The sequence below is a fragment of the Bacillus cereus group sp. MG1 genome, assembly GCF_040460035.1.
Lineage (GTDB): Bacteria > Bacillota > Bacilli > Bacillales > Bacillaceae_G > Bacillus_A > Bacillus_A cereus.
This window is the reverse complement of the sequence record NZ_JARVGY010000001.1, coordinates 414283-429194: the sequence shown is the minus strand read 5'-3', so window position 1 is coordinate 429194 and position 14912 is coordinate 414283. Positions and strand designations below refer to the sequence as shown.

Sequence of the window (14912 nt, the reverse complement as noted above, 5' to 3'; positions counted from 1 at the left end):
ACAACACGTAGAGTCTAATAGTGGTAAGATATTTAAAAAATAATTAAATAGAATTAGTTGTTCCATCCAATTATTGGTTTATAAAGGAAGATTTATATAGAAGCACTATATCACACGTACTTAAGCCGCTAGGAGTGTGTATGAATTTTCAGAATTTTTATATAATAATATTGACAATGACCTAGAGGGTTATAAGAAACTAAGGATCGAATGCTTGAAAGGGGAGCAATAAGTAATTATAAGATAAGAGAATTAAATAAATTAGGTATAAACTCTAAAGAAATTATCAAAATAGCTATAGAAAATATGTCTAATCTTTTAACAGATGAATTTTGAGGATTGAAATAAAAGAGAATACTGGTGTGAAAACTATAAAAGGTAAGAATTTAGGACCAAAGAAGAAATCTCTCTTGGGTTGTTTGCAAAATTATCAAAATTAATATTTATAATTTTATGTTTATCACATATTACCAACTACATCCATTATAATGGATGTAGTTGGTAATATGTGATAATTATGTATACATCTAATATGAAAAGATTAATTTATTCATGAAATTTAGAGTGAGAAGGAGTTTTTTTAATGAGTAGACTTCAATCTATAGAAAATGGTTTGATTGAAATCAATGAGACAGTATTTCAGGAGCTTTGTGATGGTTATCTTGCGATGCGTAACGAAAATTATACAGCTTTTTCTAGAACGGGAAGTCAGAGTGGGAAACAGAAAACTAGAAAAGGGACGCCTGATTCGTTCTTTTTATTGTCAAATGGAAAGTATATATTTGTTGAATATTCCACTAATATTACTTCAGGGGTAAAAAAATTGGGGGAGGATATCCAAAAATGTCTCGATGAAGAAAAAACTGGAGTCCCCATTTCAGATATAGCAGAAATAATTTTATGTATTAATTTTAATTTGAAGGCATCAGAAATACAGGAATTAAAAGAATTATTGTCTAAAACAAAAATTATATTAACAATGGTAACGTTGAATTCATTGGCTATAGAATTACATTTAAACCATAGAGATTTAGCTAATCAATATTTGGGATTGCCATTAGATACAGGACAAATTGTATCAATTGGAAGATTTATTGAGGAATATAATAGAGCTTCAAATCGGATATCGACCCCATTGGACAATAAATTTCTACATCGTGAAAATGAAGTTAGTGCTCTAAAAAATGCTCTAGCTGATTTGGATTTTATAATATTAACAGGTGCTCCTGGTGTAGGAAAAACCAAACTAGCGATTGAGACTATAAAAGAATTTGTAAAAGAGAATAAAACGTTTAATGCATTTTGTGTTTCTTACAAAAATCACACTTTACTTGAGGACTTGTTCCATCATTTAAAGGAGGATAAAGATTATATTTTATTTGTTGATGATGCTAACCGAATAGATAGTTTTGATCAAATTAAAGGATTTTATCGTAGTTCAAGGAAAGGAAACCTTAAAATTGTTATTACAGTAAGGGATTATGCTTTACAAGAAATAGATAGAAGGTGCAATGAATTTTTGCCGCAACATATTAATGTTCCAAAACTTAATGATGAACAAATTATTGAAATAATAAAGGCTGATTCATTTGAAATATTAAACTCAGATTATCAACGAGAGATAGTTAGAATTGCAGATGGTAATCCAAGGTTAGCTATAATGGCGGCATTGTTGGCAAAACAAGAGAAAAATTTGGAGATTTTATCTGATGCGTCAGATCTTTTTGAAATTTATTTTTCAACCTTTATTCAAGATCAAGCAGAATTTGAAAATGATTTACATATTCGGTGTTTAGGACTTATTGCATTCTTTTATACAATCCCATATAAGGATAAAGAATTAGTAACAAATATATTGAGTGATTTCGAAATTAATTATTATGATTTTATTGATGCAATAGATAAGCTTGATAAATGGGAATTAATTGAAATTCAATTTGAACATGTGAAAATTCCTGAGCAAAACTTGTCAACATATTTCTTCTATCGATCCTTTATTAAGGATAATTTACTTTCATTTGGGATTTTGTTGAAAAAATACTTTGATGCAAATGAGGATCGATTTAGGGAATGTATTATTTCAGCAAACAATACATTTGGTCCTAAAAATGTAATGACTAAATTGAAATCAGAATTAATAGAACACTGGAATACTATAAAATCTGATGAAAAGAAAGCATATAAGTTCCTATCAATCTTTTGGATCTACTTGGAAAACCAATCTTTAGAGTTTGTCTATGATAAAATTGCTGATTTACCAGTAGTAGGTGTTGAAGAGTATAAAGTAGAGTATAAAAATAATGCATTTTCTTACAATAGAAATGAAATCATTGAGTTGTTAGGCGAGTTTTTTAGACCAATTTCAAGTTTTAAAGATGCTATAGAGTTAGCTTTTGAATTTACTCGAAAATACCCACAACATTTACCAGAGCTGATTCACAAAATTAGAGAAGTACTTACATTTGATAGAGATGATGAAATAACGGGGTATTATAGGCAAGAAGTACTATTTGATTTATTACTTAGAGGTTTAAATGAAGGGGATCAACTCTATTCGACTGCATTTTATGAGTTAGCGAAGACTTTTTTAGAATTTCAATTCCACCATAGTAAAGGAGGTAGAAATTATACTGTCTATTGGTACGATTATCAATTAAGAAGTATAAAACCAATACAAGAGTTCCGAGCAAAGATTTGGCATGCTTTGGATACTCATTTTACATCTAATCCTAATAAAACATTTGAAGTACTCCAGAGCTACTTAGATAACTATAAAACAGTTAAAGAGATTATGGAGTTTGATATTCCTTTTATTCTAGGGATTATTGATAAGTATTTTACTAATGAGTCCTTTGACAACTGCCGTTATGTACAAGACTATATAAGACGGTGTAAGCGAAATTCAGTATTAAATCCTATTTTTCCTAGCCTTATTGAAAAATTTACAAATTCAACATATGAAAGGTTTTTAAAAATAGATTGGAATAGATTACGTGATAAAGAAGTGTATCAATTTGAGGATTGGAAGGAGTATGAAAGATTAAAGGAAGCGGAGATAAGGTCTTCATTTACATTCCATTCTAAAGAGGAAATAAAAATATTTTATGATGATTTTGTGTATCTTAAAGACAAAATTAGGGATAATTGGTCTCATAATAAAGTAATGGATATTGTTATTGAAGAAAATTGTCTTAATAGTTTTGAACTAGGATTGCATATTTTACAATTGATCATTAAAGAAAACAATATAATAAATTATATTCCAAGAGCAGTTTTTTATAATCAACTTAACACTCAGAAACGAGTGAATCAAATTTGGGGTTTAATGCTAGATGAGTCATTTCAACATAAGATACAATGGGAATTTGCTTTCTTTGAAAATATTCATGACTCTTTAATAAATCATGAAATTCAAAAAGCAATTATGAATTCAATAAGTGCAACGGAAGAAAATGTTACAATCTATTTTGACGGACTAGAGAAGTTTCTAAAAATCCAGCCAAATCTATTTGAAGAAATGCTTAAAACTATTGTTGAAAAAAATTCTATGGGAGTAGTTAAGTTATATGTGTTGAGGGATGTATTTATAAAATATTTTGATAAATTAGGTGACGATATTGGGATCATTAAAGAGGCTTATTTACAACAAAATAAATTAAGCAATCATTTTGATTATGATGGAAAAGGGTTGCTTAATATACTAAAGACTAATCCGAGTTTTTTGGTGGATTTTGTTAATACACTTTATAATGTAGCTGATGGAAGATTTGAGAAGGAGAAAGTAAATTTGAGCTGCATTTGGGAAATTGAAAATATAGAAAATCAGTTAATAAGGGTATTCGATGAAGTAATTGAAAAGGAATTTTACTTAGGTATACTTGAACATTTTTGTAACAACTTTTTTAGAGATTTAAAAGATACACACCAATTAAAAGCAGATAGATTCCTGCTGAATTATGTAAAATCCAATTATAATAATCAGGTTAAAATGAACGTGGTTGTTGATATAGTGAGAAATTCAAGAACTGAATTGCTTGAAAAGGTTTTATTGTCGTACCTTTCATTGAATCAAAGTAGAGAAGCTTTTTCAAAAATCTATTGGATAAAAAATGGTGGAGTATATTCAGCTGATGTAATATTTGGAGATGTTGAAGCGGCTGAATGGAGAACTATTTTGTCAATAGTAGAAAAAGCAACATTGGGTATAAAGTTAATACCAATAAAAAGGTATTTAGCAGAAAAAATTGAAAATTGTCTTAAAAGTGGAGAGTATGAAAGGAAACGTAGATTTCTACAAAAGAACTGATTTGAAATATGTTAATAAAGTTCTCTATTGATAACACATAAGTAGTTGTCTGCATCGACAGGCAACTACGACAAATAACTATAATGAAAAAGTAAGTATTAAATATTATCTACCTTTCATTTGTAAATAAACTATTAGATAATCCCATATATCCTAAGATTTATTTGGAGGAGGAAACAGCTTTTAAAGAGAGAAGGGGGGAATTATTAACGTGAACGTCAAGTAACTCAAGAATCAATTTTATTATATATTACTGAAGTTACTTAACGTTTGCGAATAATTCACCTATAAATAAAGAATAATCAATCTATCTGCACTAGACTTATCCATAATAATTGTAAAATTGTTCCGATAATTACAATTAACATTAATGCACTATTTTTTATTGGTACATTCCAAAATTATAAGACATAGCATTAATGTTAATTTTATTACATTACGTATTTTATTATTTTTAGAATTTATAATTATAGATTTTCATAAACTCCTCATCTTGTAAATATTCTTCATTTAAAAAATAAGAAACTTCATTATCTTGGAGGGTAAACCATTCTGTAGAATGAAATAATAAATGCCTTTTATTAATGAATTTTTTCTTTACATACAGCTCTAGGTTAAATGCATTATTATTTAATATAATTTTCAATTTCTTAAAAGTTCCATTAGGAAATCGAAAATTATAAGCTTCTTCTGCTTCTATAAAACGCCTAGATAATGAACTAAATGTAATACCTACTTTATATGTTTTGGTGCTATGATCTCCAAAAATATATAAAATTTTTGCTTTTTTATATGTTTTCATGAAAGTGAAATTATAATCTAAATTTCTGAAGTCATTCTCGTAACAAAAAATATCGCCTGGATAAATTCTATCTATAATAAACATATCATTTTCAAATTTTTCGTTTTCGACTAAAAACTCAATTTCTTTTCTGAATTTGGACAATCTATAATCAGTTGAAATAACAAGTTTGTTAATTAAAAGCTTATAAACATTGTCAATATGCATTATAGAATTTGAACTACTATTAAATAGTTTGTAGAGCGTTATGTATTTTAAACTACTACTAAATTCAGCTATTTGATAAAGCTCATGATCTTCAATCTCTTTTGCTGTTTCTCTCCACTTATATCCTCTGTAATAATTTCCCCAATCATTAAGAATATTATTAATTTTAATACAAAACTCCTTTACTTCTTGGTCTAGCAACCTGTTGTTGATATAAAATAATGTTTCATATTCTCCTAGTTTGTTCTTAATTTTAATAATAGTATCAACTCTTCTAATTTTAGCTCTTCCCATTAATTTTAAAGAGTAACACATTTCGTTAACTTGTTTAAGGATATCACACATATTTTCTCGAGTTGACATACTTAGATTGTCATTATTAGTATAAAAATATTCCAGTTTCTCATTTAACTTTTTAACCTGAATGTTACTCTGACATACATCATATTTTAAAATATGTTTTTCTTGAAGACATTCTTGATAGCTTCTCAGGTATCTTTTCTTTTTTTGCTCTGTGATGTAAAGTCGTTTATTTAAGTGAATTACTTTATCCTCCAACTTATAACAGTGTTCTTTCAATATATCATTCTGATGTTTAGCTTCTGCTAGCATATTTTCAATTAATTCGACATAATATACATCTAGCTTGTTAGTTAAATTCCAATCAAATTGTAATAATCGTTCTATTTCCTTTTTCTTTTCAATTTCTAATTTCAACTTTTTTTCAATTGGAATTCTCTCCCATTTTTCAATTTCTAGCATTAGCTCTAATTCAAATATCCGATGATATAATCCTTGAATCACATCAGACATATAATTTCACTCCTAACACTTAACTTTTTTAGTAATAAACAGCTATATTCTTCAAAGTTCAATAATAAAATGAAATTAAATTAATTATATATTACACGAGAAATGTAGACTATAGTCTGTAGAACAAAAAGATTTACTCTCTCAAAATTAGTCTAGAACTAATAGGAGAGTGATCTCTTGAAGATTGAGCAAGCATTTGGAATTGTATTAAATAGACACCGGACTAATTTGCAATTAAGTCAAGAGGAGTTAGCCTTTCAATCTGGACTAGATAGAACATATATAAGTCTTTTAGAAAGAGGAAAAAGAAAACCTACAATAAATACTCTATTTTCCTTAGCTAGAACTTTAAGAGTTACGCCAGCCCAATTAATTAAAGAAGTTGAAGAATATTTAGACTACTAATGAAAAGAGAAAATCGCTAAGAGATTTTCTCTTTTTGTTGATACAGATACTTATTAGTATGAATTTGAAATAAGGTTTGATCAAAAGTATTTTATAACTCGTATTTTATAGTAAATAAGAAGAACCCATTTTGAAAAAGATTAATTAAAATGGAGTCTTCTTTAACATACTTAAGTTTCTATTTTATACAATATTTGTAACTACTCAGCTACCCAAAGGGGTTAATATTTTGATTTTCAAGTTTACCGCCGCAAACTTTTGCTAACTATGTAGAACAATGTTATCTTGGTAACCATGAAATTTCGCGATTAAACATGTATGAAGGTTTAAAAAATGGTGATGAATATAGTTGAGTATCAAGATAAGTTAAGTGAGTATAGGGGTGTTATATAATGGCAATACGAAAAATATTAGTAAATAAGCTACGGTGCAAAAAATGTAATGACATCATTGAATCCAAACATCGACATGATTTTAATTCATGTAAGTGTAAAGCCATTTTCGTAGACGGTGGCACGGATTATCAACGTTGTGGTTGGGGATTAGACCGTCCAGGTGAAGACTTACCAATAGATGATTATGTTGATTTTAGTTATTCAGTTTATGAGGACTAGTTTTATAAAGGACAACACTAAGATTAGGGAACGGCTTTGCGCTATTACTCCACAATCATAAAGTGTTTGAACAATATCTGGATTGGAGAACTGTCCATTAACTTCTTCGTAGATGGATCGGATTGCTGTTTTTTGGAATGATTACTTGGTGTATTCCCTACAGTTTGTGTTGCGATGATAAATTCATTTATTTTCGCTTATACTTGGATAATCGCATGTGGAATGAATCGATGAACATTGACAGCTGTTGCACATTCGTGGATAGGATTCATAATAATTACTATTTCTTTTAAAAGAAATAGATTCTTTTTGTACAGTGACAATAAAAATTGTTTCATCTACATTATCAAGACCTAAATCAAAAAAAGTCATAAAAAAATAAGGAGTAATACATATTAGTCATGACTAATATGTATTACTCCTTTACTTCTTGTTCAACAATCATACCCTTTATTGCATTTAAGTCAGAATTAATACGGAAATTTCTATAGTGGATAAAGTCATTTCTAAGCCCGTACTGCTAAAATTTCCAGCATCAGTCTGTTCCTAGTACTAATGGGTGCAACACCGTTCTAAACAATAATCTTTTCCATTTTAAAATCGCTGAAAAAATAGATGAATCATGGGATAGAGTCAGAAAAATGCAGATTTACAACGTTAAGGGAAATTCAAAATAAAAAAAGCCAAATGCTGAGAAATTAGACTTTTTTCATTGCTCCATTAAATGGCCAGATTGTTGAATAATGTTCAATTTCAAACGAATAAAGCCATTAATATTAAATCTTGATAGCCGTCATCCAATTTTACAACCTTTGCTTTTCTCTCCTCTTCAAAGAAGCCTAGATTCTTATATAACTGGATTGCACCTAAATTATCTTCCATTACCTCAAGACGAACTTTTTCAATCTTACTGTTATTTTTAGCCCAATTAATTAACGTTTCTACAAGAACTCTTTCAATACCATAATTTTGATATTCAGGTAGTACGGTCATCGCAAAAGCCCATTGATGATTAATTTTTTCTAAATATAAAAATCTAGGTTTCGAATTGATGAAAAATTAGTATTATAATTTAATAATTTTATACATTAAAACATTCATTTGCATTTGCTTTGGGATTTAAAGATAGAGTATGAATTATAGTTATGGTGTTAAGGGGGAAAGAGGCTGAATTTCTCAAAATTATTAATTGGATAATCTAGAATAGAATATATTTAATAAGTTACTTTTTGCTAAATAGTGGCGGTTCTTGTTTATCTGTTTATAAAAAATTATTAATAAACTTTGAGTGGTAATTATAATGTTAGTCTTTTATAGTATGAGTTATACTATAAAAAGAGTTCTGTATTAATAATATGATATTTAGAAATAGGTTAAAATTTATTGAATTAAAAGAAATGGATTCGAGAAACCAGTAATGGATAGGGGGAGCTAAAATGAGTAAAAGTAATAATCCTACAGCGGGTAGTGGTGATCCATATTGGTATGAATGGTCAATTGGATTGTTGTATATTATGGACATGCTTAATTTAGATAATAATATTAAGTCAGTAACATTACAATCACGTGAAGCTCAAGGGCTAGATGATGTTGTAGTTAAATATGATAATGATAAAACAAAGTGTATTCAAATTAAGCACACCCGTGTAGATGATACAATTACTTTTGGGGATATGATATCTTTCAGTGAAAAGAAACAGTCACTTTTAAAGACGCTTTCGGTAGCTTGGAAAGAAGCCCATAGTAATTTTGGAGAAACTGAACCTGTCTTATATACAAATAGGAAATCTGGAAAAAGAGAAGCCCCTGCAAAACTTACAGAAGATGTTTGTTACATAAGGCCACCTCTTAAGGAGTTTTGGGAATTGATAACAAAGCAACTTCAGGAGGGAAAATCAATTGATAAAGTGGAAGTGAAAAAAGGTTGGAAAGAGGCTTGGAAGCTTTGGCTAACGGAATTGTCAGAGCTTAATGATGAAGAAAAATATAACTTTATGCGAGCGTTAAAAATTGAATCCGAACAACCAGAGCTGGAGCAAGTAGAAGCGAATTTAGTTGATAAAATAGCTAAGACGTTTGGGGTAGATGAAAATCAAGCACAACCTATAAAAAATGCATTAGATTCAGCATTACGCAAATGGGCTACAACTTTGCGAGGAGAAAAAGAAGAAGTCGATAGAGAAACTGTGTTTGAAACACTGAGTATTCAATCACAGGTAACAGTAGGAGAACATAATTTACTTCCTCCGTATCCATTTTTTTCGAGTAGACAAAAATTGTTAGACGAATTAGAAGTTTATCTGAAGAATGGTGAAAAAAGAATTATCTTTTTAACTGGTGATCCAGGTAAAGGAAAAACCAGTGTGGTTAGTGCTCTGGCAAATAAAAGGAATTCAGCAATTGATTTACGGTATCATGCATTTAAAACAATTACACCTAATTCACCTATTTTGCCAGCGGATATTGGTAAAACAGTGACTGCAAGGGCACTATGGAGTGATTTGCTTTCTCAAATAAGAATATTATTTAAAGGCCGTTTATCGAAGTATAATGTTCCAATTTTTAGTGACTTTTTAACAGTAGAACAATTGAGAAGTAATGTGCTTCGGCTTGCAAAAATAAATGGTGAAGAAAGAGGTACTCCGACTGTAATAGCAATTGATGGAATTGATCATGCTGCAAGAGCTGGAATGAATACTGAAACTTTTTTAAGTACTTTAGTGCCTCCTGAAGAAGTTCCAAAAGAAGTAAGGTTTTTAATTGTTGGACAACCTAGTGTTGCTTACGAGAATTATCCAATATGGTTAAGAGACTTAAGAGCAGATATCGCTCATTGGCATATAGAAGGAATTAAGGAAGAAGACATTCGACTAATGATATCTAGTAAAACGAATTTAGCTGAAAGTGAACTAGATTTAGCAGCGAGAGTAGTTGATAGTGTTGCTAAAGGGAATACACTTTCTGCAATTTTTGCTATTCATGAAGCTAAGGAATGCAAAAGTGCTGAGGAGTTGCAGCAGATTCTTTTAAGAAGAGAGCTTCATAATGGTATTTCAGTTTATTATGAAACAATTTGGAAAAGTGCAGTTAGAGAAATAAATGAAATTCAGCCATTTCTAGGTAAAAGGTTAGCTGTTTGTTTAGCATTGGCAAGTGAAAGGTTAAATGGTAACGATTTATCTGAAATATTTAAAGAACATCACTTTTCACCCGTGATCTGGGGCGATTTTTTTAGAAAATTGCGACCACTTGTTACAGAAGAAAATGGAGGTTTTAGAGTTACTCACAATGATGTTCGTGTCCATCTAATGAGACAGATAAAAGGGGAACATGTTTTGTTAAAAGAAGTTGCTAGCAATATGGCTGATTATTACTGGCATGCTGAGGGAAAAGGTTTTGTACGCCATTATAACTTATTTGATTTGTTTGAAATAAGTGGAAGATCTTCAGATAAAGCGAAAGTTTTTACTCCCCAATATGTAATGGAAGGAATCGCTTTAGAAAGACCGATAAATGAGCTTCAGGAACAATGTAAAAGTGCATTATTTAATTTGTCAGAAACAGTGGATTGGAAAAATTTGCAGATACTTGATTCCGCAATCTTAACGCTAAAACAGTTCAAAAGGTCTATTGATTGGACAGGAGAAGAGTTGGATTTTAACAAATCAATTCCTCCGTTGCTTCTTACAGAAGGTAGAGTAAAGAATATAGAAACTTGGGATTTAGATATAATTTCAGGTGTGATTCGGGATGCTGAAAGACTTATAAATGAACGAGAATTAGTTCGTGCTAGGGGGTTAATGGAGCGCTGGTTTACTGGCATTTCCCCAAATAATGTAGTATCAATTTTATCTGAAAAATATTCTAATCAAGAAAAACATAGTGGAATTGATAATGAGACAGAGAGTATATTGAGAGGATTTGGAAAAGTTTCACAACATACAGGTTTGACTTTTAGTGTTGATATAGATCAGTTAGATGAAATAGGAGAAAACGCTATAGCGTTATTCTTTGGTAGCTATGTTAAAGAAGCTATTAAAATCGGGGGAATAATGAGGCTGTTTCACTCTCTTAAAATTACTAAATGGATGTTTTGGCATGACCTTGAAACCTGTTTAGAACTCTTAGGTAAAGAAAGAAAATGGAGAGAAATCGCGTTATTTCTAAGGAGACTAGGGAATGATGAGAATACCCCTATTTCCTTTAAAATCAAAGCTGGTGTATATGCTTTATTGTTAGGAAATCAGGAATTATATATAAAGTGGACTAAAGAAGTAGAAGATTTAGGGTTTGGTATTTTAGATGCAGCAAAGGATAAATATGATGAAGATCATCCTGTTCTCTACATTATGGTGAGCTTTATTTTGGGATGGACAAAAAAAGAAAGAGTGAGTGGAGGAATTAGTCAAGAAGGAACTACTCATTTTTTTAAAGAGAGATCAAGTGATAGAGGAATGAAACATTTAAGAATCTTATTAAATGTTTCAGCATCAGTTTCAAAATGGCTAAGTGTTTTACTAAAAGAAGTCTCCCCCTCAACATTAGAAGTTATTTCAGTTAAAGATGTTTTACAAATGCTAAACTTACTAGTAATGCAGATACCACCTAATGAAAGAGTTAGTTATAACTTAGATTATATTACAAAGTCTTTAATTGAATTATTAATAGAATGTTGTACAAAGGCTGGAGGGGTCTATAACAGTGCTTGTTATGAGTTCATTAGGGATTACTGTAAAGATAAATATCCAATTAATTATATGCTTTCAGTAGGATGGAGCTATTTATATAGACGTAATGAGTTTCAATTATTAAATGAATGGTTTGACTATAGAATTGGTCCTTCTGGGAATGTTTGGAGTTTGGGTGTTGCAGAGCGAATTAGGATCGTGGATGATATGACAAAAATTGCTGTTGAAACCGGTTTTACAGAAAAGGTACAACAAGCACAAGCTCGTAGAAAATGGGGTCTTATAAGTTACGTTGGGCATAAAGAATATGTACTTGAAGAATTCATTCCTTGGTTTGAAGAATTATCAGGTGTAACACCTATATCATGGAAAAATGAAGGGAAGAAACTCTTGGAGTTATCTCAAGAAGCCTCTGTAGTGGGAGATAATCGTATAGAGATTTATTTGATGAATGCTTTTATTACAGCTGTGGCAAAATCTGGTGTTGAAGATATGTGGTGTTTCTATAAGGCGAAAAATGTAACAAATAATTTGTTAGATAATCCGCACATGCTAATTAATGGTATTATCAGTATGTTAGAAACAGTTGAATTGACCGAAAAAAACGCTCTAACCTTCTGGGGAATCGGAATTGGGTTATTAAATTGGAAAAAAGAAATAGATAGAATCTATTTAGAAGATTTAAAAGAAGCTATACTCAGGGCTGCAGAAAGAGAAGGATTTTCAAATATTGGTGAAAAACTCAAGGGACTTGGGCATGCGGAATACTATTCGACAGGAGATAGGGAAAGATATAGGCTTCCAAATAGATGGTTTAGTGGTCAAGAAGATGAACAGAGAAATGAAGAATGGGAAATATTAAAAGCAAAAATTCAGTCTGAAGATATTGAGAGCGTAATTAATCATATTTATGATAAGGCGGGAAATACAGATTCGTATGAATTGAATAGTGTATGGAGAAGTTTTATTTTAATTTGTAGTAGACTTGAAGAAGAACGACCAGCAGAATATCTTTATTACTTAAATCGTCTTAGAGATCTACTCATTAGTAAAGAGATAGAGTGGACTACTACTGGGATCTTGGAAGCATATAAGGCTATTATTCCATTATATGAAGACAGTGAAAGATGGATTATCATAAAAAAAATGATTTCAAATATCCAATATAATAAAGATTACTGGATTGAAAGTGTTCATGAAATGTTAGACCCACTTTGTTTTTCTAGAGCTAAAAGTATAGGAGTGGAAGCTGTTCAAGACGGATGTATTCAAAAGCTTGAGACCCACTTTATTTGGCTGAATGGTAATGGAAATATCCCAGGATTAAAGTGTATTGATTTACCAGAATCTGTAGTAGATACACCGAAAACATGGCAAAGTTTCGCCATGAAATATTTAATGGATGTTTTACAATCAAATAATTCTTCTAGAATTGAATTAGCTATACGAGGAATATGGACAATTTTTCAAATTGAGCCTACAGAATTTGATCTTTTAGGGGAAGATTTGGAGAATTCAGAAATAAGAATAAAGGAATGGTTTCTTTTAATTGCAGAACGAATAGCACGTTCTAATCCAGAATCATTTAGTTATATCTCTAACTTCGTAAAGCATTGCTATGATAGTGACGTACTTACTTTAAAGATGCAAGCATGGGTTGTTTATAATACGTTAAAAGAAACGAGCGGTATAGAAATTCCAAATTTGAATTTCAAAGAACACACAAATCAGGATATATTGAAGGAAATGAAAAGTAGTGGTAACCGATTAATGGAAATTCCGAGTATTCAACAAGGAGCTTTACATTTATTGCAGGGGACTAGGGCAGCGTCAAATATCTTTGATTATTTAAGGGCTGTAACAAAAGAACCTTTAATTGATTTAGAAAAAAAACTAAATAATTACTTGAACATGACTACTGATTTTCAACTAAATATAAGTGAAGTGAAAATAGATAGTGGTGAAATGCAATATCGTGAAAGAATAGAAAAACGTAAAGTGATGGATATTCTGTACTATGAATTATATTGTGGTAAATGGAACAATTTATCGACTATGAGACTTGCACAGGCACTACTAACAGGAGATGATCCTTTTATTCTTTTAGATACACCTACTCCTGCTATTGATAAGGAAGCGTGGGTAATTGATACAGTGTTGGATAAATATCTGGAAGAAGGTAGGTCGAATCTCGAGCAACGCTTATTAGGAAATGTAAAAGCAGGTATAAAAGAGGATGAAGTAGTGTTAGGAGCTGTATTATTGACATATAGCTCTTACAGTGATGTGAAATTTATTTATAATCAATTTTTAAGAAACGAAGAAGATTACTTTTTGCAAGAAAAACAAAGTGGATTATTCAGTGGTCGTTCGTTTGCTTTTAATAATTTGGAGCGATATGATCCTTTTGATGAATTAGAATGGGCAGATGCTCAGATGACATATGGAACAGGTGGAATGTCTAACTTTATGAATCAAAGTTTTTTAATTTCTCCTAGCACTTTATGGAATGATTTATTTAACTGGAGTCCTTCACCTGAAAATACAAGAATTTGGTTACATGAGGGAGAAGAGGTTGCTAGAATGGAGTATATGCATGGACCATTTCGAGAGTTATATGGAGGGAGGATTGACAGACAGCCTATATTACAGCGATGGGTTTGTAAGCGTGAAGCTTATGAGAAGGTAACAAAGGCGCTTGATATAATAAGTAAATCTGTTAGTAACCTTATAGTGCAAAATCATAAATAATATAAAATTACTTAGTATTTTCCTACCATATAAAAAAGAGTCCATCATGCCAGATGGACTCTTTTTTTATTTATTCATAAGGCTACTAGTCTAATTATTTTTAATAGCTTTCTGGGATAAGGGTTAATGATTAGATTGTATTGTGAATGCGTTTAACATATATTAGGGGATTGCGGTAGGTCATTAATACACACACAAGGACTAATCAACTCTTAAATATAATTAAATCTTACTTTTTATGAAAAAAATACATTAATTGTCGATGATTAAAAATGCGTAGGTATTAGATAATTTCTACACATTTTAATTGTGCAGAAATTAAGAGA

The 14912-nt window shown here is 30.4% G+C and carries 5 protein-coding genes and 1 pseudogene; 4 read left to right on the top strand and 2 right to left on the bottom strand.

Going from position 1 to position 14912, the window contains the following annotated elements; all coding sequences use genetic code 11:
* Positions 1 to 583: 583 nt before the first annotated feature.
* Positions 584 to 4306, top strand: coding sequence for an nSTAND3 domain-containing NTPase (locus QCI79_RS02025; RefSeq protein ID WP_042991544.1), 3723 nt, complete (start codon positions 584 to 586; stop codon positions 4304 to 4306).
* A 454-nt stretch (positions 4307 to 4760) separates the two neighbouring features.
* Here QCI79_RS02025 and QCI79_RS02020 read toward each other — a convergent pair whose 3' ends face one another.
* Positions 4761 to 6128: a GIY-YIG nuclease family protein gene (locus QCI79_RS02020; protein ID WP_021728391.1), complete on the bottom strand. Its 1368-nt coding sequence runs from the start codon at positions 6126 to 6128 to the stop codon at positions 4761 to 4763.
* Between the two features lie 177 nt (positions 6129 to 6305).
* Here QCI79_RS02020 and QCI79_RS02015 point away from each other — a divergent pair, with 177 nt between their 5' ends.
* Together QCI79_RS02015 and QCI79_RS02010 are read left to right on the top strand one after the other, a co-directional pair.
* Positions 6306 to 6533, top strand: coding sequence for a helix-turn-helix domain-containing protein (locus tag QCI79_RS02015; RefSeq protein WP_021728392.1), 228 nt, complete (start codon positions 6306 to 6308; stop codon positions 6531 to 6533).
* Positions 6534 to 6925: 392 nt separating this feature from the next.
* Positions 6926 to 7147 carry a DUF7695 domain-containing protein gene (locus QCI79_RS02010; protein ID WP_021728393.1) on the top strand — a complete coding sequence of 74 codons (222 nt, stop codon included), beginning with the start codon at positions 6926 to 6928 and terminating at the stop codon, positions 7145 to 7147.
* Positions 7148 to 7900: 753 nt separating this feature from the next.
* Here QCI79_RS02010 and QCI79_RS02005 read toward each other — a convergent pair.
* Positions 7901 to 8170: pseudogene (locus QCI79_RS02005) on the bottom strand (GNAT family N-acetyltransferase); the annotation flags it as partial.
* A gap of 413 nt (positions 8171 to 8583) precedes the next feature.
* Between QCI79_RS02005 and QCI79_RS02000 the strand changes: the two are divergent.
* Positions 8584 to 14586, top strand: a complete 6003-nt coding sequence (locus QCI79_RS02000; RefSeq protein WP_021728395.1) for an ATP-binding protein — start codon at positions 8584 to 8586, stop codon at positions 14584 to 14586.
* Positions 14587 to 14912 lie beyond the last annotated feature (326 nt).